The organism is Exiguobacterium sp. s132 (assembly GCF_018617235.1).
GTDB classification, from domain to species: domain Bacteria; phylum Bacillota; class Bacilli; order Exiguobacteriales; family Exiguobacteriaceae; genus Exiguobacterium; species Exiguobacterium profundum.
Map to the genome: position 1 here is coordinate 1,574,252 of NZ_JACSJU010000001.1, position 18,891 is coordinate 1,593,142.

An 18,891-nucleotide genomic window follows, 5' to 3' on the forward strand; every position below is an offset into this window, starting at 1 on the left:
ACAAAAGCGAGCCCCCCATATTCAGGAGGACTCGCTTTTTATTGTTGAAGTGTCGGTACGACTTTTTCAAAGAAGACGTCGACGAGAGATGGGTCAAACTGTTTGCCCGCCTCTTGTGAGATGATGGCGAGTGCCTCGTCAATCGTCTTCGCCTGTCGATACGGTCGCCCCGTCACCATAACATCGAACGTATCCGCAATTGCGATGATTCGTGAAGCAAGAGGGATCTCAAAATCTTGTAGCCCTTTCGGATAGCCTTTCCCGTCCCATCGTTCATGGTGCGCCAAGACAATTTCCGATAAGGCGACATATTCGGGTACGGTACTTAAAATATTGTAACTGATTTCCGGGTGGCGTTTGATTTCATACCATTCCGATTCGGTCAGCGCGCCCGGTTTATCCAAAATATCGTTGCTGATTGCCACTTTTCCTATGTCATGGAGAATAGCGGCCGTTCGAATCTCATTCACTTCAGCATTCGTGAAGCCCATCGCTTCTGCCAGTTGCCCCGCTAAATTGGCGACTCGTTGAGAATGCGCTTCTTCTCGTGGAATCTTCTCATACAGCGTGCGCATGATGATTTGAATGGAATGGTGGCGTCGACTCTGCTTTTCAGAAACCTTGTGGTGATACATCCGATCTTCCGCTAAATTGAACACCTCGGTCAATTCGACATTCGAGTCATGTTTGACCGCTTCACCGAATGATGCGGAAATCGGTAATCCTTCAACCGTCTGCTCGTGGAAGAGACGACCGAGACGATCCGACAGCTGTTTCGCCTCATCGAGCGTCGTATTCGGAGAGATTACGACGAACTCATCGCCTCCGACTCGTGCCACTTCATCTTTCGCGCGCAATTCATTTCGCAAAATATTCGCCGCTTCGACGAGCAGCTGGTCTCCGACCAAGTGTCCGAACGCATCGTTCGTGAGCTTCAACCCGTTGATATCGATGACGATGAGTGTGAGCGGATAAAAGTGGTCATCATCATAGCGCTCCAACGCCTCTTCAAAGTAACGCCGGTTTTTAATGCCCGTCAATTGATCGTGGTAACTGAGATACTCAATCTCTTTCTCATATGTTTTCTTCTCCGTGACATCTCCGATATAACCGTGCCACAACACGTGACCATCCGCTATCTTTTCCGGACGGGATGATCCTAAAATCCAGACGGTTCGTCCGTCCTCGGTCAAGACGCGAAACTCAGCATCCCAAATCGTCAAGTTGCGATAGGACTCATCAATCGACTGCATGACAAGCGGATAATCATCCGGGTGCATCCGTCGGAAGACAAGACTCGCGTCCGTCTGTACCTCTTCTGCCGAAATCCCCAGCATATCTTCAAAGCCTCGGCTAAAGAATGGGAAGTTGAAACTTCCATCAGGCAATAATTCGAATTGATAGATGGCACCCGGGATTTGATCGGACAATTTCGTCAAAAGCCGATCTCGGTCTGCCAACTTTTCTTCTAACTGAACTCGGTCCGTCACGTCTTTCGCGACCGCATAAATATAATTCCCTTGAAGTTTGCAATGCCACTCGATCGATCGATACGTATCGTCGATCGTCCGGAAACGGTTGATGAAGCGGAACAACTCACCACGTTCCTCAAGTTCCATAAACGCCGCTTCCGTGATGGTATCATCATCCGGGTGAACTAGACTAAGAAAGTCGATATTCTCCAGCTCATCAAGTGAAAACCCTAAAATTCGTTCCCATGCATCGTTCAAATGGAGCACTTGTCGTGTGTTGAAGGCCATGATGCACTCCAAGTCGAGGGTCGCGAATCCACCAAACATCGATTTTTTCGTCTCTCCGATTTGATGATCGGCTTTCGTCAATTGCTCAAGGACGTGGACGAGATATAACTCTACGAGCCCTAGCCGATTGGCGACCTTCCCTTTTTCCATCACAATCGTCAAGTCTCCGTATAAAATACCGTCTTTCTCGATTTTGAAGAGAACGACTTCTCCAAGCGAGAAAATTCGAAGTAGATTTTTGACGAGACGTGTTGGAAGCGCACCATCAATAAGTGGACCAATCCCATCAAAGACACGAGGATTTGATTGTTTGAACAGGTCACGACGTTGGTCCGTCATTGGCCACTTCTTCCCGACTGGATGAAATCCAAGAATGTCGAGGCTTCTCTCTAACATTTCATCGATTCCTGATAATGCCACTGTCGTATACGATTCGCCATCCGCATCCATCAAATTGAGAGCGACCGCCTTCGCTCCCGTGAAGTCACGAATTTGGTCAAGAAATTGTTGATTCATTAACAAGTCACTACCCGTCGAGACGAAGCGATGCGATACGTTGACGAGCTGTTTTAACGCATTGTTCTCTTGGACGTGTGGCGTGATGTCGTGAAACATGACGGACACAAACCCCGTTCGTTGGCTAAACACAGACATCTCGAACCAACATTTATTACGGCGAGAATAGTGTTCAAACGTCACGGTCCCCCCATCACTGACGACGTGTGCCACTTGAATCATCCATTCCCGCTCACTATATTCAAAGTCTTTTAGGGCGCTTGACACTTTTTTTCCGATGAAGTGCTTTCGCTTCCCTTTCATGATCTTCTCAAAGGCAGGATTCACTTCAAAGAATTCATAGTCAATCGGCTCCGAAGCGTCGTCGTAAATCACTTTAAACTCGACGTAGCCTTGGGGCATATAACGCAACAATGTATCGTATGAAGAATGAATGGGGTTTGTCACGTCACTTCCTCCTCAGCAAATAAAATCTCTACCTATTCTACCTCATTTGTGATAGATTCCCTATTTTTTCCGAAGTCATTCCCATCTTTTCATTTAAAGTTTTCGTAAACTGCAAGTTCTTCCCTTGCCTCTCTCCCTCACCTTTGCTAGACTGATTTCGAAAACCGATATCGAATTTCGATATTAAGGAGATGACACATATGGAAGACCGCGTCTTGCGGAAGCTGTTTCTCGGATTCATCCACATCCACATTTTGCACCACGCCGCGGAACACCCTGTTTACGGAGCATGGATGGTCGATGAGCTTCGGGAACACGGGTACGAAATCAGCGCCGGGACGCTCTACCCGATCTTGCACGGGATGGAGAAAGACGGGCTCTTGATTCGTGAAAACGAGACGGTCGATGGACACGTTCGCAAAAACTACGTGACGACCGAAAAAGGACTTTCTGTGTTGGCGGAAGCCCGTCAAAAGGCATACGAGTTATTCAAAGAAATTAAGGAGTGAAGATATGACGACACAACGTGTGACGTTCAAGACGTTACTAGAAATTTTATTCGTTTCAACGAGGCTCGGTCTCACCTCATTCGGTGGACCGGTCGCCCACCTCGGTTACTTCCACGAGGAATATGTGAGACGACGCAAATGGATGGATGAGAAAGCTTACGCCGACCTCGTCGCCTTATGCCAATTCTTGCCCGGACCGGCGAGTTCACAGGTCGGAATCGGAATCGGGATTGTCCGCGGTGGCATATTAGGTGGGATCACCTCGTTCATCGGCTTCACGACGCCGTCGGTCGTTGCCCTCATCCTATTCGCTTTATTGTTATCCGGACTCGACGTCTCCGATGCAGGCTGGTTATACGGCTTGAAAGTCGTCGCTGTCGCTATCGTCGCCCATGCCATCTTAGGGATGGCGAGTAAACTGACACCTGATACAAAGACACGAACGATTGCCTTTTTTGCCTTGGCAGGCGTCCTACTCTGGCAAACGACGTTCAGTCAGGTATTGTTCATTCTCCTCGCGGCCTTCGCAGGATTCCTGTTGTTCAAGCCGGACCGTCTCGATACGAAATCGAGTGCGTTCCCGATTTCGAAACGTCTCGGGACCGTTCTGCTGTCGATTTTTGGGGCACTTCTCGTCATCTTACCGATTTTACGGGAGACGTTTGAGAATCAGACGATTGCCTTGTTCGATAGCTTTTACCGGGCCGGTGCCCTCGTCTTCGGCGGCGGACATGTGGTCTTGCCACTACTAGAACGAGAACTTGTACCAGCTGGTTTCTTGAGTGAAGAAGCCTTCCTTGCAGGATACGGTGCCGCTCAGGCCGTTCCTGGTCCGCTTTTCACGTTCGCTTCTTATCTTGGAACGGTGATTAACGGTGTGCCGGGTGGTATCCTTGCGACGGTTGCGATTTTCTTGCCGGCCTTCTTGCTCATCCTCGGAGCACTTCCGTTTTGGGACGCGCTCCGTCACAACCCGAAAGTCGCCGGTGCCCTCATCGGTGTCAACGCGGCGGTCGTTGGGATTTTGATTGCGGCATTCTACAGCCCGATCTTCACGAGTACCGTCAACGGTGCGGTCGACTTCGTGTTCGCTGCCTTCCTGTTCGTGATGATTGCTTATTGGAAGTTACCACCGTGGTCACTCGTCATCGCCGGGGTACTCGGTGGGACGTTGATTAATCTGATGTAAAGTGCAAGGGACCTCGTGTCCCTTTTTTTATTGGATTTTTACGTCATTTGATTGTTAATCTTTTGAAACCATTCCCTCCTCCACGCTCGTTATACTGAAGAATGGATTCAAAAATAAGGGAAATGTCCGCTTTACTAGAAAGGAAGTGGGGGCATGCAACCACTCAAACATACAACGTATATGCCTGGTCTCGACGGCTTGCGCACGTTCGCCGTCTTGGCTGTGATTTTATATCATTTAAATGTACCTTACATACCCGGGGGATTCCTCGGTGTCGATGTCTTCTTCGTCCTGTCCGGTTACTTGATTACCGGGATCTTAATTCGCGAATGGACGAAGACCGGCACAATCGATTTGAAAAAGTTCTACCTCGCGCGTTTCCGTCGTTTGTTGCCGGCGCTCGTCTTGATGCTGTCGGTCGTGATGACGTATGTGACGCTGTTTGACCGCTCCTTGCTCGATACGGTGCGCCAAGATTCAATGGCAGCGCTCGCTTATGTGAACAATTGGTGGTATATCTTTCACGAAGTCTCCTACTTCGAGAGTTTCGGAAAGCCATCACCGCTTCAAAATCTATGGTCTCTCTCCATCGAAGAACAGTTTTATGCGTTCTGGCCGTTGCTCCTACTCGTCGGTCTCGCGTTCCGAAAGCGATTGCTTCAACTACTCGCCGCGCTTCTATTCGTCTCCGCCGCCTGGATGGCGTTCCGATATGTGCCGGAAGCCGATCCGAGCCGCGTCTACTACGGGACCGACACGCGATTGTTCGGTCTGCTCATGGGAGCCGTCCTCGCCTTCGGTTGGCGTCCGGACACGTTTAAAGAAACGATCCCGCATACCGGACGCCACATTTTGAACTGGACCGGCGCCGTTTCGCTCATCGTCATCGTCGGGATCATCAGTAACGTCAACGCCTACGATGCATTCCTCTATTACGGAGGTTTCTTGCTCGTCTCTTTCCTATCCGCCCTATTGATTGCCGCTGTCGCCCATCCGGCGACCATTTGGTCACGACTGTTTGGAAGCGTTTGGCTTCGCGTGATCGGTACACGGACGTATGGGATTTACTTGTGGCACTATCCGGTCATCATTCTATCGACACCGCTCGATCGACTCGGGACGTTCTCGCCACTTCTTTCCGTCGGGCAAGTGGCGTTGACGCTTTTGATCGCCGAGTTGTCGTATCGCTTCGTCGAGACACCGATTCGTCGAAACGGATTCAAACAAGCGTTCCGTCAGCTCGTCTCAACACCGACGCACCCAAACGCACGCTTTGCCGCCACGGCATGTGCGACCGCGCTCTCACTCGTTCTCGTTGGGAATTTGACCATCCTGGCGTTCTCTGAGTCGAAGCCGGTCGAAGATGAAATTCCTGTCGTGAAAGTACCGATGCCAAAAGATGAGACAAAGGACGTTCCGAACGAACCGGAATCCAAGGAGACAGAGGAAGTCCCGTCTGAAGATCAACCGACAGAAGAAAACAAAGCACCAACTGAAAAACCAGAAGAACGAACATGTCCACCGGCTCTCGCGATTGGCGACTCGGTCATGCTCGGATTGAACGAATATTTGGCAGATGCTTTCCCGAATATGAAAATCGATGCCCAAATCGGACGTCAAGTTCGCGATGCGATTCCAGTTGCCTCTCAGTACCAATCGTATAATGCTCCAGGTCACGTCGTGTTCCTCCATCTCGGAACGAACGGTGCCTTCAAAATGGAGCAACTCGAGACGTTGCTCAAGCAGTTCGAACGAGCAGATGAAATCTATTTGATCAACACACGTGTCCCGCGTCCATGGGAGAGTGAGGTCAATAAAAAACTCGCTCGGGCCAGTGAGCTTCATGAGAACGTGTCCCTCATCGATTGGCATGAACGCTCAATCGGAAAGGAAGCGTACTTCGAAAGTGATGGGGTCCATTTAAATATTAAGGGCGCCGAAGCGTTTGGCCACGTACTGAACGAAGAAATCGGCTGTCAACCAAACTAGGCTCTTGCGAGTGCAAGAGCCTAGTTTTTAATTGACTCAAATACATAATCCCTCATTTCAGAACTCTTATGAAAGAGGTAAAATAATACTAAAAAATGGAAAGAGTGATTACTATGAATAAATGCACAGCATGCGGAGCGACTCTGAAGCGAGGGCAATCCCACTGTTCGCAATGTGGCACGAAAATCGAAACGTCATCGACCCGACTTCCCCTTTGGAAGTGGACCGTCCCGCTCGCCCTTGTGGCCGTGATCGGATTAGGGGTATGGTTATGGTCGGAATGGAACGAACCACTCGCCTCAAAAGAGACGACGACAGCAAAAGATGTACAACAATCGTTCTCTGCTTCGACGGAGGAAGAAGAATCAGAAAAAGCTTCTGAAGTCGAAGAGGACGCCGCTCTCCCGGATACCGAAGCAGAAACGGGTGTGTTCTATGAACCAGTTTCCTATGACGAAATCGATCGGTTTATGTATTCTTTTATAGACGCTTTCACCAGTGCGACTTATTCAACGGATACATCCGAAGTCGAAACATTCCTTGCTGAGGGATCAACGTTCCAGTCACAGACATTAGATTACTTGAACAACACGCTCTTCGTCAAAGGCATCAAAGAAGACCACATATACACAGAAGTCATCTCTATTCAAGTGAACGGTGAAGATCGTGACTCGATTGAAGATGATGAAACCGCGACCGTCACCACGAATGAAGAGTACCGTATCATCAAAGAAGACGACTCTAGTGTGAGAGCGACATTCGAAACGACGTATGCAGTCCGGTATGAGGATGGCGACATGAAGATTGTGCAAAACCTTGGCTCCAATGAATTATCACGGGAAGAAGAATATTGAAAACAAGCACGGACAGTAGGCTGTCCGTGCTTGTTTCGCTTAGTTGATATTCAATTTTCTCATTCCCCAACCAAGGAGCGCCCCCATCGTGATCAAGACGAGCGCAATGAACGTTCCTGCGATACTCAGTCCGTCCGTGGCAACGCCTAAAATCCGAACCCCGTTCAACTCAACGAACATGCCGTTATTCAAGAACCACTGCCAGACGATGAATGCAAGGAGTGCCGGAGCCACAAACCAGATTCCTGCCTGCCATGAGTGAACATGCCCCTTAGCGAACATAGCATAAATCACGACATTCAAGACTAATAATATCAGCAACCAGGAGAAGACACCGTCCTTGTACAACGCTTCAGAACGCGTTTCATCATTTGCGAGATCCGCCTCATACATTTCAGTCAACGTCCCAAAAATCATCGGTGAGACGGTCATCATATCGACAGGCTTGCCAATTGAATTAGCAGGTCCTTCGGTATCGGAGAATGATTGCCACAAGACATCCTCTACCCCACCAAATCCTTCGCTAACTGTTTCAATTGAATTCGCAATTTTTTCTGGGGCGGTCTCCCCAAACAACGACATGCCAATTTCATAAGAACCTAATGGAGATTGAAGTGAGAGTGCTTGCTCTCCTCCATGTCCGATGGTCTGCCAATTCATACTCGCCGCTTGTCCAGTCAAATACAGCATTTCTTCGCTGTCGACAAACTCGAGGCGTTCTCCCTCATCGATTTTACTGAGTTGAAGACCAAAGTAACCAATACCGACGAACGTCGATACGAGTGTGACGGTCAATAACGCACGAACGCCTTGTTGCGCAATCTTCCACTCTCCCTGGAACGGCATCGTAATCAAATAAGCCAACCCGAGAGCAAAGAGGACCATCAAGGTTGTCGCCGCAATGGTTTTGATCCATGCGACTTCAAAGAGTGGTGGATGAAAAGCGAAGGCGTAAATCAATCCATACCCGACGAGAACCGTCACCATGAATCCAGCCATACGACTGAGCACATCGCTCAACGTCGATGTCTGTCGAATCAAGACATACACAACGGCAATCATCAAGAATATTCCACCATACATCATGAAGTAGTTTCCAAATTGAGCATCCACAGCCCCTTCGATTCGCAAGAAATCTCCAATCCCTGCACCGAGACTCGCGATAAACTGATTCACCTGTTCTGTCGTGACGGACCAGTACACTTTCGCACCGATGAGAAAAGCGAGGAACATCGTTGCATTAAACGACGAAATGTTAATTTCGAGTTCATCGGCAAGTGATGGAATGGCCTCCGCCGGTAGCATCGCGACTAGACTTCCTGCAATCAACAGGAGAACAAATAAAAATCCAAGACCGAGCATTGATCCGCGTATCACGTCTGTCTGATTGATACGTAATGACCGGAGCGATTCAGTTGAAAAGGACAACTTCATTGCGCCGTCTCGTTTTCCGGCCACTCGTCTCAATTGTGACATCACTTGTGTCCCGGTCGCGGCGACCGTACGAAGTGACTCTTCCATCCGATTGACACTTGTCGACGGTTCGAGTGCCGTTTGGCCGCAAGCATGACAATATAATTCATGCGCTGCCCTAGCATTGCCACAACTCTTACAAAATTGACCAGTCGATACGTCAAAACGATACGACGTATCTGTCCCTTCTAGTTGGACACCGTCCCGTTCACAATATTGATTGTGGTCCTCATTTGCATGACCACATTGGTGACAATACCTCATGCAGTCACCTCCATCTTCCCTCCACAGCATGCACAATACGAGGCATCAAGCGGTTGTGGGGAACCACAAGAATTGCATGCTTGTTTCGGACGGACGTCCGGTTGCGGGACCGGTGTACCACATGAACCACAGAATTTTGCATCCTTATCGAGCGATGCGTCACACGATGTACAGCGATGTGGTTTAAGCGCTTCTTGCATATCTCGGATGCGCCGGCTCGCCTCATAGATGAGGACATCCTGTTCCATAATCTTCGCCACTTCTTCCGAACGTCCTTGCTGCATCAATTGACGATACTGCTGTTGTCCGAGTTCAAGAAGCAATTGCCCCCGAGCCTTTTTTGATTTTTCCATTCGAGCCTGTAAGTCCTTGATACTCTCCGCTGTATCTAATAGCGCAGACTGTTGTTGCCACATTGTCATGTTCATCTCTCCTATTCTAAATATGTCGCTTCTACGATATGATACGTTCCATCAGCATATGGTTCGGCGATGACATAGCGAAACCTTGATTTCACTAAACGTTGAGGCGCGTCTTCTTCGCCATCCGTCATAAATTGACTGTGAATACCAATGACCGCTTCCGTCTCAATCGCCATCTTTTTATTCCATGTCGTAAGTTTCGTTTTTTGGTTAATCACTTCTACCCCATCGAACGAGCCATACCATTCCTGGTTTTCTGATTGCATGATGTCATAAGTTTTTTGTTGTTTGGCCAAGTAAGCCTCATCCGTGACAACCGTCAATGCACTCAAGTCCTCGTAATACATGAAGTTCACCCATTCTTCGGCGTGACGCGTGATGATGTCCTCTGTGAACCCAATTGTGTCAGCATCCACTTGCGGGTCAAACTTGACCGGCTTACTACCCGGCTTAGCGAGAACCTGTTTGGATTCTACCGTCCCCCATGGCATGTCAATATAAGTACTCAACGTTACGCCTTGTTTCGGAACGGGTCCGTATGTCTTCCATTCTCCAATCGTTTTGCCTGAATCTTCCCCATTCACAATCAACGGAGCGTCTTCGTAGGTTTGATCTAGCTCGACACTCAATCCTTTGAATGCGACCATGAACGGTTCATCTGAATTGGACGACTCCAGACTATTGAACGTTTTGACAGCTTGATCTTGTCCATATTGACCATCGTATTTCACAGCGACTTCGACCATACCAGGAAACGCATCCCGAATGACGACTTGATCTCCTTCAGAAGCCAGTTTTTCTTTCCCATATGGGTCAGGCAAAGACACTGTGATGGCATCAAAGTTACTCGACACATACATCGTCTGAGGAATCAACTCAAGACCATATCGCTTGAATACACCGTACGATTTGCCGATCTCCCTTAAACGAAGCGGAAGTCCCTCATTCGATGCTCCGATGGAACGACTAGCACGGTCTAAATAGTCCACTGTCGATTCCATCAATTCCGCTTGGCTCAGTCCTGTCAATAAGGTCGTTGCCTGGGCCTCTGTCACGTCTGCTTCTTTCAGTCGCAATAGTGGGGCGAGTGCCTTGGCATCCTCACTCGTGATAGCTTTGCGAATCTGTTCGATTTGTTTTTCAGGGGTATACATGAATTGATAAAATCCAAAATATGTCGCACCTGCAATCAATAATAAAGATAATGCCGTAATCAATAAGCCTTTTCCGACTCGTTTTTTAGAAGATGGGATCTTCGTTTCAACGGGTGGTGTCGGTTTCATTTCTTCCATTGAAGCCATTGTTTCCACCTTCGTGCCGCAATTTGGGCAGAACTGTTGCGTGGTACTCAGTTCTTTTGAACAATTTGGACAGTTCATAATTCACCTCTCTATAGCATAATACGAGTTATCTTACCATATTTTATATAAGTATACCGTTATTTATTTACAATAAAAGTAAATGAAAAAGAGTAGAATTATCTACTCTTTCCTCTTCCATGTTCGATTAAATATGTAACGTCCCAACAACTTCACGTACGCCAACATTTCACGGATCATATATCGCCCTTTCGCAAGCGGTGGGGTCGGTGCATACAAAGCATCACTCTCGAGCTGAAAGTACAGTCTCGCAATCAGACGAGCGCGCGGCACATGAAAATCATTCGTCACGATCGTCAAACCGGACGCCCCGCCCCAAATTGAGCGGCTATGCTCAAAGTTCTCGATTGTCGACGTCGATGTCGCTTCCGCATGAATCCGTGTTGCATCGATTCCTTGCGCCATCAGTTCTCGTTCAATGACACGCGCCTCCGCCATCCCTTCATCTGGTCCCTGTCCACCTGTTGCGATCAGTTCGACATGAGGATGTGCCTTCGCATAGGCGGCCGCTACGTCAATTCGATGTTGGAGCGCGCGGGACGGTCGAGTCCCATTCACTTTCGCCCCAAGGATGATGACGAACCGGTATGTACCAGTCGCGTTCTTTCTCATATTGTCACCTCATATTCGTCCATTCTCTTTTAACCATACTTAATCAAGAGAAAGATTGCACGAATCCATTCTTTTTACAAATTATAGTCAGTGTTTTGGGATATATATGAAATAAAATTACCAAATAACCATAAAATGTTTTAATATAAAGGAGATAAGACTTTTTGAGGGAGGACTGGTGACCCATGACAGATTCAGATAAATGGTTATCCACCCGCTTCTTGTATACACGTGATGCACAATTGTTTGCAGAAATCGAAGTCGTCGAGCTCGACCCATCTCACTATAAGTTTGTGATTCATCCGACACCGCTTGGCGCCGGGGAATCTCCTTATATGCGACAAGGTCCCCTCGACTCAGACCATCTTCCCTCTGCATTTTCTGATGTGAGCCGTGTGTATACGAGACAGCTGGATTGCTTACGTGCAGCGACACGTCTCGTCTCTTCGATTGGACCAGCTCGCTTCACAACACATTGACTAAAAGAACGGAGTCGCATCATGCGACTCCGTTCTTCTTTGTTATCGTTTCGATAATTTGACGATAAATGGAATCGGTTGATCGATTCCTTCATATTTCGCTCGCAAGACAACGATATGCTCTTGGTCATCTCGTTGAATGGTAACATTGGATCCTTGAACCGTCACGAGATTCGGGTGTGAACTCTCCCAATTCGTGATGCTCTTCGCCCCGATTCCAAGTAAACCTCCATACTGCGTTGGCAGAGTGGCTGTTTGCGCATTACCCGTCAATGCGCTCACAACTGGATTCAAAAGGGTGCCAAGCGAATCGAGCAACCCACCGAGTAACCCCGTATCGACATCTTGTGTGGACATATTGATGATTTGATTTGTACTAGCATTGCTGACGGTCAAGGTAAATGGCGTGACCACATCATTTTCCCGAACGTCCCCCGTACTCGTCATCAGCGCCGGGTTACTTGAGGTCCATGTGAGCGGAGTACCATTCAAGCTCGTTGGTAACGACAAATCAAATACCGGATATAGCGTCCCGAATGACGACTTAACTTTCGTCACATCGTCTGCTAATACCAACTGAACATTCGCTGCAACCGACCCACTAAACGTCTTCGTCCGAGTCAATCCGTTCTTTGTGACCGAAGCCGTCAGGATGAAAGATTTCGCATCGGTCGGATCTTGTTGAATCACCCCGGTGTTCGAGATGACACCCGGTTGATTCGAAGACCAACTGACGTTGACTCCGTTTGATGCGGACGGAAGTGAGATGTTGGTCGACAGGTTAATGAGATTACCAAGGTTGATGGCATTTAAAGCCGCGTCGAGCTCGGCTGTCAACACCGCATCATCTTTTGGTACGAGCAAGTTCGAGAAGGTACGTGATTTCGTCACACCGTCCTTCGTCGCATTGACCGTAATCGACACCGTTTGATCCGTCGTGCCACGTGTGACAACCCCACTGTTCGAGACGACCGCTGGATTCGATGAGGACAGCGTCGTTGTACCACCAGTGAATGGCGGTAGGACAATGTTCGATGTGAGTGGACTTGTAATCGACAGTGCTGCCAAGTAGTCATCTACTTCCCCTTCAGCCCCGCCTTCTTTCTTCGGTACAAGTAAACCGAGGAAAATTTTCGTTTTCGTGACCCCATCTTTTGTCACTGTGACGACGAGCGAAACGGATTGGTCCGTCGTACCTCGTGTGACAATCCCACTGTTTGTAATAACCGCTTGATTCGAAGACGTCAAGGTCACCGTCGCCCCAGCAAGAGGTGGGAGTGTGATATTTGAAGTCACTGGGCTTGAGATGACCAGTCGATTCAAGTAATCATCAATGATACTTTCCGCCGATGAATCTTTTTTTGGTACGAGGATATTCGGGAAGGACTTCGTACGCGTCACCGCTCCCTTCGTTGCCCGTACGGTCAAATTGACATACACGTCTTGATTTCCTCTCGTAACGACACCAGAAGTGGAGACGACTGATGGATTGCTCGATTCAATCGAGAAGACGACACCCGGATAGGACGGCAATTCGATGTTCTTCGTGAGCGGGTTATCGATTTGAATGCTGTTGAGCCAGAGGTCGAACTCTTCTTCGTCCGTCTGGGAGCGCTTCGGAATCAAAATGTTATTGTAGGTGATTGATTCCGTGATGTCCCCACGTTTCGCTTGAATCGTGAACGTCACAAGTTCATCATTCGTTCCGCGCGTCACTTTACCAGCACTCGACAAAGCCGACTTGTTTGAATCAATCGAGAATGTCACACCGTCAATTTGCGGGAAGACGATGTCATTCAACAACGGATTCGCCACTTGGATATTAAATAATAGACCTTTTAATAGATTGCGAATATCCGATTCCGAATCACCCGGAACCTGTCCGCCTTTTAATGAAACGACCACCGGTGATGTCCGCTTGACGCCCGACTGGACATACATATTATAGGACGCAGGTTTGAGCGGTAGAGATGCCACTTTGTAAGATCCATCTTGTTCAGGATAAATCAATTTTTTATACTGTACTTTGGTTTCTCTGTTTTCAGCAATCAAGTAGTGACGTACGCCTCGAGCTGGATAATGAATTTTACCTACGGCCTGAATCTGTTCATTGTTCGTCAAAATGGAAAAAACGGGTTGGGTCAATTGAACATCTCGCACCACAAGCTTCGCTTTTCCACTGAAGTATAAGTTTAATCCACGAGCTTTATAGCTGACCATTCTAGTTCCTAGCTTACTTGTGTACGCCGGGCCCCACTCCAATGGATAAGTGGAACGCTGACCATTTGCAAAATAAGCAGTTAATTTGGTCGGCAAATTCGCCTTTTGACCTTTTCCGACCGCACGAATGATTGGCGTTGAAACCTTGATTGGATAGTTCTTCACTCTCACATACCAGGTCGCTTTCTTGTTCGTGCCCTGAACGCTTCCAACGATTCGTTGAGTTCGATTCAAGTACTCTTTTTGAAAACTGACTTTCGACCATTTCACTGAACGATAAGCGTACCGCCCGTTAGATAATTTGACTTTCACACTTTTTGGATAAGTAAATTTCTTAACCGCATACGTAACTCCTCCATAGTGTGTATACGATTTTGGTGAGTAGACATGGGTCACAGATGAACTTGCCTCAACCTTCGACCCTGGTACAATGGTAAATCCGACAAGTAAGAAAAAACACAAAAAAAGAGCAACGACTTTTTTCATTCATGCATCCTCCTTTACTAAAAACAAGGCGACAGGTATACATGATGTGCGTGCCTCTAAGGTGTTAATCTTTTTTACCCCGAAAACGAAATAAATATGTAAATTTTGTAATATAAATAATACAAAAGTAACATAAAAAATACTTATTTTGACTATTATGGTGTCAGAATACTTTTGGTGACATTTATCACATAAATAATGAATAAGTTCGCTATATTCAAAAAGAGAACTTCTGATTCGAAGTTCTCTTTCCATAAGTCGCTATTCCATTTCATCAGATAATCGCTGAAGTTCCATACGTAACTTCTCGATTTCCAACGACTGTTCCTCATTCATCATAAGCAGTTGGTCGAGCTGTCGTTTGGTCGTCACTAACTCATCGCGTGTCTCTTCAAGTCGTTGTTCCCGATCTGTCAATTTCCATGTACAGATTCGGTTCGAACGACGAGCATGAAGTTGATCATAACGAATATGAGGATAACGCTCGACCAAATCGATTTCTCGAGCACCTTCTTCTATCACCTGTTCAAGCACCTCGAGTAGGCGTTGTTGCGATTGTTCGTCTCGAAAATGTTGATCGACGAGTGTAGCCGAGAAGCTCGCAAGGTCCCGTCGCTTCGTCTCATCCATCAACTCGAGAATCGCCTCACCGATTTGTCCTGGTGAATACCCTTCATACTTATTCCCGATGCCTCCGAAGTTCGTACTCGCGATATCTTGCCACGTCGAAGGAGTGACCAAGCCTTGATAGCTTTTGCTCCCGACAGCGATGGTCGGTTTACCGAGTGCCATCCCTTCCAGCGCAGACCGTCCGGGACCGATGATGAAATCGGCACGCCGCATCGCTTCAGGGAGTTGGCTTTGTTCTAGCCAACCAAGCCATTCGATGTTCTGACCTGTCCCTGCCAGTGCAGCTTCATAACGCTCGGCGTATTTATCTCGCTGTGTTCCGTCACCGATAATCAACCAGTCAATCGGTAAAGACCGCACCCTCTCGTCTTCTAGTGCATCTAAGAAGACATCTAGTATAAACAGTTTGTCCGCATCCAGGCGAGACGTGAATAAGCCCACGATACGTTCTGATGACGATGTTTCCTCCGACGGAACAAAAGTCGAATCGACCCCATTCGGGATGACAGTAAGTTTTGATTCGATTTCCGGACAGTGCTCAGTCAGGTGTGTAGCAATCCGTTCCGATACCGCAATCACTCGCGAAACGCTCGGATGATACTGCTCAATCTCATCATAATACATCCCGTGGATGACGAGGACGAACGGGATTGCGTTCGCCTCCGCCACCGCGAGACCAAATTGACGCGCGTCGAACGGATGCGCATACACGACATCGAACGGCTGTGATCGGATTTGATCGATGACACATTGCACGTCCTCACTCGAATAGTCCGTCTCGACGACTTGCCCGCCGATTTTCCTTACTTCATCGGCAAAGGGACCAGGTTTACAGACAACGGTCACCTCATGCCCCTCTCGTAGAAACACTTTCAAAGAAGATAAGATATGGAGGTGTAATCCTCCCATTGCGGAGTGAAAAAACACCGGTAGTAATATGTTCATAATGAGCACCTACCTTTTCTCCGTAATCGATTGATTAGGGTTACAAGCCTTCTTGATACATCGAACCAAGACCACGGATGCGATCGTTGTGAACGAACAGCACCGCATCTACCTCATTTTCTTTTGCATAATCCGCAATGCTGACATCATAGTCGTCGAAGTAACGGACATCAAGCGCTGACACCGTTCCGAATGACTCTCCAAGATAGCCAAGCATCGGGTTCGCATACGAATCTTTTAAGACGAGCAAGTGATAATCATTTTTCGGATTGTTTTGTGTGATTTTCGATTGGGCATAGTTATCACCCATGAACAAGTTGTAGTAGTTCGTGAATTTCGTCGAGTTCTTCAAGACATCCGTATCTAGGACCGAATGACCACAGTCGTCGCCATTTCGACAGACTGTCGTAGTAAATCCGTCTTTCGGTTCAAGGTAAGTAAATTGATCAGGTGACTCGACGTAAGGCATCGAAATTTCACGGGCATGAGATCCATAAAACGGACCGTCTACCGATTTGATTTCCATATCCTCCATCGATAAGGCAGGAGCATCAGGGAACTGCTCGCTTAAGCGTTCCATGATTTGTTCATAAGCCATGAATGCCCCTTCCGGACGCCAGTGGTGATCCGTCTTAAAGTAAATATCTTTTCCTGGCTGATCGCCAAGCGTTTCTTCTAAGTCGATGAGCGGAATCTCATTCTCTTCAAGACGTGCATGAAGCTGTCCTCGGTTTTCTGCATCTGCCGACTCGATGTAATCTGGGAAGATTCCTTGTCTTGTCGCATAGACCGGTTTACTTGGGGCCGATGCGAAGTAAGATGGAATGTCAGCTTCGCTCATCTCTTTTTGAAATTCTTTAAAGAAGACCCCAAGTGACGAATAGTCGCTCGCCACAGGATCTGGTGCATACAAGAACTCATCGATACTGATGACACCGTTGTTCATCTGTTGTTGCAGAACGTTACGTTGCACCCAAGCTTGTGTCTCAATCCACATGTAACGCTCAAACACCTGATCGTTTGCTGATGCCTCGAACTCTTCCATATACGTTCCATCCAGAATCGTCTCGACAGATGGATCCGGGCGCTGTGCTAGCATCCGTCCCTCACTATCTGAACGTGCTTGTTCGGTGCCAAAGGCGTAAACGGCGAGTCCATAAAAGATGGTGCCAAGGAAGCCGATCAATAGGATACTGTTGACCACCCAAGAGAGGCGCCGCCTTTTCGAACGGACTTGTTCGCTTTTGGTTTGTTGTTCCATTGTCAGCCCTCCTTAGAACCGGAAATAAATGAATGGGTTAAATGTACTCGATACGACATATGAAATCGAGATACCGAAAATGAGCATGATATACGCCGCTCGTGCAAGACCAGCGCTTGCAGCAAGCACAGGACGATCCGTACTCACTTCATGACGCAAGAAGCGGGCGACTAGCATTTTCGGAAGCGGTGTAGCAGCAATCATCGAGATGACAAGCACGACACCGTACTGAACAATGTAGTAATATGCCGTTTGATCGAATACTTCACCCCCGTGTAATCCGAACATCACTTGCAGATACTCTGTTGCGTACGTGAAGTTATCGGCACGGAAGAATACCCAACCGATGACGACGATGAAGAGCGTGAACGCGTGGGCGAGCCATGCCGGCCATGCGGCAAGCCATTTCCCAAGAAATGCCCGTTCGAGCATGATGAAAATCCCATAGTATAATCCCCATGCGATGAATGTCCAACTCGCACCGTGCCATACCCCGGTCAATAACCAAACGATGGTCAAGTTGCGATACGTCTTCCAAGGACCTTGACGATTCCCACCGAGTGGGATGTACACATAATCTCGGAACCAGCTCCCAAGTGAGATGTGCCAGCGGCGCCAAAACTCAGACACTGATTTTGAAATATACGGATAATTGAAGTTCTCAAGGAAATGGAACCCAAACATCCGACCGAGACCGATCGCCATATCCGAATAACCTGAGAAATCAAAGTAAATCTGTAGCGAGTAAGCGATGACACCGATCCAGGCGAGTGTCGTCGACAAATCCCCGGCCGATTGACTGAATACCTGATCCGCGACGTATCCACAACTGTTCGCTAAAATCATTTTCTTCCCTAGACCAATGACGAATCGTTGAATCCCAGAGACGAAGTCATCGACTGTCTCACGGCGGTCCACGATTTCATCTGCGACCGTTTGATAACGGACGATCGGTCCGGCAATCAATTGTGGGAAGAACGATACGTAAAGTGCCAAGTCAAACAAGTTCTTCTGTAGACGCCCATCGTTTCGATACACATCGATGACATAACTCATCGCTTGGAATGTAAAGAATGAAATCCCGAGCGGAAGAGGAATATCCGGGTCGTTCAGCGAGAAGCCAAATACCGAGTTGACGTTCTCAACGAAGAAACTCGCGTACTTGAAGACCCCAAGCATCCCGAGGTTCCCGAGAAGCATGAGCACCATCGTCCATTTGATTTTCTTTGCATCATCACGATACTTGTCGACCATAAAGCCGAACACATAGTTCATGACGATCGATGCGAGCATGATTAAGACGAACCGTGGTTCACCCCATGCATAGAAAAATAAACTTGAGACGAGTAAAATCGTATTTTTTAACCAGCGTGGTGACACGAAATACAGCAGCAGCACGACCGGTAAGAAATAAAATAAGAATACCGTGGAACTAAATAACATACCGTATGGTCCC

14 protein-coding genes and 1 pseudogene are annotated in these 18,891 nt (G+C 47.8%); 5 read left to right on the top strand and 10 right to left on the bottom strand.

The genetic code is table 11. The features are described 5' to 3' along the window. Positions 1–38 precede the first annotated feature (38 nt). A complete protein-coding gene (locus KNO78_RS08070; protein ID WP_214690562.1) occupies positions 39–2,723 on the bottom strand; it encodes an HD domain-containing phosphohydrolase in 2,685 nt (894 codons plus the stop codon). A gap of 200 nt (positions 2,724–2,923) precedes the next feature. On the opposite strand from KNO78_RS08070, the gene KNO78_RS08075 reads away from it, so the two are divergent. From KNO78_RS08075 to KNO78_RS08090, 4 genes are all read left to right on the top strand, one after another. Further along, positions 2,924–3,232: a PadR family transcriptional regulator gene (locus KNO78_RS08075; RefSeq protein ID WP_031422630.1), complete on the top strand. Its 309-nt coding sequence runs from the start codon at positions 2,924–2,926 to the stop codon at positions 3,230–3,232. 4 nt (positions 3,233–3,236) lie between these two features. Then, a complete protein-coding gene (gene chrA, locus KNO78_RS08080; protein WP_214690561.1) occupies positions 3,237–4,421 on the top strand; it encodes a chromate efflux transporter in 1,185 nt (394 codons plus the stop codon). A 153-nt stretch (positions 4,422–4,574) separates the two neighbouring features. Further along, a complete protein-coding gene (locus KNO78_RS08085; RefSeq protein ID WP_214690560.1) occupies positions 4,575–6,410 on the top strand; it encodes an acyltransferase family protein in 1,836 nt (611 codons plus the stop codon). A gap of 113 nt (positions 6,411–6,523) precedes the next feature. Next, positions 6,524–7,264, top strand: coding sequence for a zinc ribbon domain-containing protein (locus tag KNO78_RS08090; RefSeq protein ID WP_214690559.1), 741 nt, complete (start codon positions 6,524–6,526; stop codon positions 7,262–7,264). A gap of 39 nt (positions 7,265–7,303) precedes the next feature. On the opposite strand, the gene KNO78_RS08095 is transcribed toward KNO78_RS08090, so the two are convergent. The 5 genes and pseudogenes from KNO78_RS08095 to KNO78_RS08110 form a co-directional block, all read right to left on the bottom strand. Next, the gene (locus tag KNO78_RS08095) at positions 7,304–9,001 is read right to left on the bottom strand and encodes a zinc ribbon domain-containing protein (protein WP_214690558.1); all 1,698 of its coding nucleotides are present in this window, start codon (positions 8,999–9,001) and stop codon (positions 7,304–7,306) included. Next, a complete protein-coding gene (locus tag KNO78_RS08100; protein WP_159562811.1) occupies positions 8,998–9,423 on the bottom strand; it encodes a zinc ribbon domain-containing protein in 426 nt (141 codons plus the stop codon). The genes KNO78_RS08095 and KNO78_RS08100 overlap by 4 nt, the downstream gene beginning before the upstream one ends. 11 nt (positions 9,424–9,434) lie before the next feature. Continuing rightward, a complete protein-coding gene (locus KNO78_RS08105) occupies positions 9,435–10,724 on the bottom strand; it encodes a TcaA 3rd/4th domain-containing protein (protein WP_251125258.1) in 1,290 nt (429 codons plus the stop codon). A 12-nt stretch (positions 10,725–10,736) separates the two neighbouring features. Then, positions 10,737–10,802: pseudogene (locus KNO78_RS15715) on the bottom strand (zinc-ribbon domain-containing protein); the annotation flags it as partial. A gap of 102 nt (positions 10,803–10,904) precedes the next feature. Beyond that, positions 10,905–11,414: a YdcF family protein gene (locus KNO78_RS08110; protein ID WP_214690556.1), complete on the bottom strand. Its 510-nt coding sequence runs from the start codon at positions 11,412–11,414 to the stop codon at positions 10,905–10,907. A gap of 185 nt (positions 11,415–11,599) precedes the next feature. Here KNO78_RS08110 and KNO78_RS08115 point away from each other — a divergent pair, with 185 nt between their 5' ends. Beyond that, entirely contained in the window at positions 11,600–11,893 is a 294-nt protein-coding gene (locus tag KNO78_RS08115) for a hypothetical protein (RefSeq protein WP_074036045.1), read from the top strand. A gap of 42 nt (positions 11,894–11,935) precedes the next feature. Here the strand turns inward: KNO78_RS08115 and KNO78_RS08120 are convergent, their stop codons facing one another. The 4 genes from KNO78_RS08120 to KNO78_RS08135 all read right to left on the bottom strand — a co-directional run bounded on the left by KNO78_RS08120 (position 11,936) and on the right by KNO78_RS08135 (position 18,878). Continuing rightward, a complete protein-coding gene (locus KNO78_RS08120) occupies positions 11,936–14,599 on the bottom strand; it encodes an immunoglobulin-like domain-containing protein (protein ID WP_214690555.1) in 2,664 nt (887 codons plus the stop codon). 261 nt (positions 14,600–14,860) lie between these two features. Then, positions 14,861–16,174: a glycosyltransferase family 4 protein gene (locus KNO78_RS08125; RefSeq protein ID WP_214690554.1), complete on the bottom strand. Its 1,314-nt coding sequence runs from the start codon at positions 16,172–16,174 to the stop codon at positions 14,861–14,863. Between the two features lie 40 nt (positions 16,175–16,214). Further along, positions 16,215–17,435 (bottom strand): DHHW family protein, encoded by a 1,221-nt coding sequence (locus KNO78_RS08130; protein WP_214690553.1) that lies wholly within the window; start codon positions 17,433–17,435, stop codon positions 16,215–16,217. 12 nt (positions 17,436–17,447) lie between these two features. Beyond that, positions 17,448–18,878: an MBOAT family O-acyltransferase gene (locus KNO78_RS08135; protein ID WP_159562817.1), complete on the bottom strand. Its 1,431-nt coding sequence runs from the start codon at positions 18,876–18,878 to the stop codon at positions 17,448–17,450. Positions 18,879–18,891: the final 13 nt, after the last annotated feature.

Excerpts from the sequence above, each read along its gene's own strand:
- KNO78_RS08075 (WP_031422630.1), top strand. The coding sequence starts at position 2,924 with ATGGAAGACCGCGTCTTGCGGAAGCTGTTTCTCGGATTCATCCACATC.
- chrA (WP_214690561.1), top strand. The coding sequence starts at position 3,237 with ATGACGACACAACGTGTGACGTTCAAGACGTTACTAGAAATTTTATTC.
- KNO78_RS08085 (WP_214690560.1), top strand. The coding sequence starts at position 4,575 with ATGCAACCACTCAAACATACAACGTATATGCCTGGTCTCGACGGCTTG.
- KNO78_RS08090 (WP_214690559.1), top strand. The coding sequence starts at position 6,524 with ATGAATAAATGCACAGCATGCGGAGCGACTCTGAAGCGAGGGCAATCC.
- KNO78_RS08095 (WP_214690558.1), bottom strand. The coding sequence starts at position 9,001 with ATGAGGTATTGTCACCAATGTGGTCATGCAAATGAGGACCACAATCAA.
- KNO78_RS08100 (WP_159562811.1), bottom strand. The coding sequence starts at position 9,423 with ATGACAATGTGGCAACAACAGTCTGCGCTATTAGATACAGCGGAGAGT.
- KNO78_RS08105 (WP_251125258.1), bottom strand. The coding sequence starts at position 10,724 with ATGGCTTCAATGGAAGAAATGAAACCGACACCACCCGTTGAAACGAAG.
- KNO78_RS08110 (WP_214690556.1), bottom strand. The coding sequence starts at position 11,414 with ATGAGAAAGAACGCGACTGGTACATACCGGTTCGTCATCATCCTTGGG.
- KNO78_RS08115 (WP_074036045.1), top strand. The coding sequence starts at position 11,600 with ATGACAGATTCAGATAAATGGTTATCCACCCGCTTCTTGTATACACGT.
- KNO78_RS08120 (WP_214690555.1), bottom strand. The coding sequence starts at position 14,599 with ATGAAAAAAGTCGTTGCTCTTTTTTTGTGTTTTTTCTTACTTGTCGGA.
- KNO78_RS08125 (WP_214690554.1), bottom strand. The coding sequence starts at position 16,174 with ATGAACATATTACTACCGGTGTTTTTTCACTCCGCAATGGGAGGATTA.
- KNO78_RS08130 (WP_214690553.1), bottom strand. The coding sequence starts at position 17,435 with ATGGAACAACAAACCAAAAGCGAACAAGTCCGTTCGAAAAGGCGGCGC.
- KNO78_RS08135 (WP_159562817.1), bottom strand. The coding sequence starts at position 18,878 with ATGTTATTTAGTTCCACGGTATTCTTATTTTATTTCTTACCGGTCGTG.